The following is a 1,635-nucleotide window of genomic DNA, read 5'->3' on the forward strand; positions in this document are numbered from 1 at the left end:
CGGCCCGCACGGCAGCTCCGCCACCTCGCAGCCCAGTGCGGTCAGGATGTTGCGGTAACACGGGTAGCCCGGGCTGGTGATCGCTACCCGGTCGCCGACGTCGAAGCAGGCCAGAAACGTCAGCAGGAAACCGCCGGAGGAGCCGGTGGTCACCACGACGTCGTCGGGGTCGACGTCCAGGCGGTAGCGGTCGCGGTAGGAGCCGGCGATCGCCGCCCGCAGCTCCGGGATGCCCAGGGCCACCGTGTATCCCAGCTGGTCGGCCCGCAGCGCGGCGACGGCGGCCGCCCGCACCGGTTCCGGCGCCCCGGCGCTCGGCTGGCCGGCCGCCAGGTTCACCAGGTCACCGTGGCTGCGCTGGCGTTCGGCGGCCGCCAGCCAGACGTCCATCACGTGGAACGGCGGGATCCCGGCCCGCAGCGCGGCGCGATCGTTCATCCACTCACGCCCACGAAGGTGAACGGGTCGGCGGGTGCGAAATGCGCGGAGGCATCCCCGGCGAAGGTGTCGGCTTCGCCGCGACCGAGATCCAGCTTGCGGACCACCGTGCACCAGCGGGTGGACGAGACGTTGGGCTCGTCGGGGGTGGCGATGCTACACATGTCCCTACCGTACGGTGTGTGAGAACACCTCTGGTTCCAGTCGGCGCAGCTGTTCGGCGGGTGATCCGAGCAGGTGCGAGCTGCCGTGTGCGCGTTTGAAATACAGCTGGATGTCGCTCTCCCAGGTGATCGCGATGCCGCCGTGCAGCTGGACCGCCTCGCCGGCGACCGTCGAGAACGCCTGGCTGGCGACGAATCCGGCCAGCGCCGCCGACGTCGGCGACGGGTCGGCCACCGCGTCGTCGACGACCGCCCGGGCGGCCGACACCGCCACGTTCAGGTCGGCCATCCGGTGCTTGAGCGCCTGGAAGCTGCCGATCGGTCGGCCGAACTGCACCCGGCTCTTGGTGTAGTCGACGGTCAGCTCCAGGCAGCGGGCCGCCGCGCCGATCTGCTCGGCCGCCAGCAGGATCGCCGCGTAGTCGGCGACACCGGGATCGGGGCCGATGCCGGTGGTGTCGGCGGGGGTGACCCGGCCCAGCCGACGGGTCGGGTCCATGGTGGCGACCGCGGTCGCGGTAAAGCTGGTCCACCGGTGCAGCTGGCCGTCGTGCGCGCCGATCACCACGCCGTCGGCGCCGGACGCCAGCAGGTCGCCGTTGACCACGTAGTCGGTGTCGAAGACCACGGCGCCGATCGCGCTGCCCGCCGCCAGCCGCGCCAGCGCCTCGCCGTCCGGCGCGGGTGCCGCCAGCAACGCCAGCTCGGCCAGCGTGGTGCCGAGCAGCGGGCTCGGCACCAGCGCCTTGCCGAGCTCCTCGAGCACCACCGCCGCCTCGGCCAGACCGCCGCCGGCGCCGCCGAACTCCTCCGGCACCACCAGCGCTGCGGCGCCGACCTGCTCGCAGAGCAGCTGCCACAGCGATTCGTCGTAGCCGCCGGGTGACTCCAGCGCGGTGCGCACCGCCTCCCCGGTGGCGCGTTTCTCCACCAGCGCGGCCACCGTCTGGCGCAGCAGGTCGCGTTCCTCGCTCACCGGATCGCCTCCAGCACCCGCCGGCGGTGCGCGGTGGGATCACCCCAGGCCGGCCGC

Annotated in this window: 3 protein-coding genes; all 3 read right to left on the minus strand. The window is 73.2% G+C overall.

Annotation, left to right across the window (positions count from 1 at the left end):
• Positions 1-438: aminotransferase class I/II-fold pyridoxal phosphate-dependent enzyme (locus tag AC2VNT_RS01275; RefSeq protein ID WP_486945135.1), on the minus strand; the 438-nt coding region annotated here is incomplete at its 3' end.
• Positions 435-602: a hypothetical protein gene (locus AC2VNT_RS01280; RefSeq protein ID WP_486945136.1), complete on the minus strand. Its 168-nt coding sequence runs from the start codon at positions 600-602 to the stop codon at positions 435-437. The genes AC2VNT_RS01275 and AC2VNT_RS01280, both read right to left, overlap by 4 nt.
• 4 nt (positions 603-606) lie before the next feature.
• A complete protein-coding gene (ipdE2, locus tag AC2VNT_RS01285; protein WP_486945137.1) occupies positions 607-1,578 on the minus strand; it encodes an acyl-CoA dehydrogenase IpdE2 in 972 nt (323 codons plus the stop codon).
• Positions 1,579-1,635: the final 57 nt, after the last annotated feature.

This window comes from Mycobacterium sp. TH-M15, from assembly GCF_057473705.1.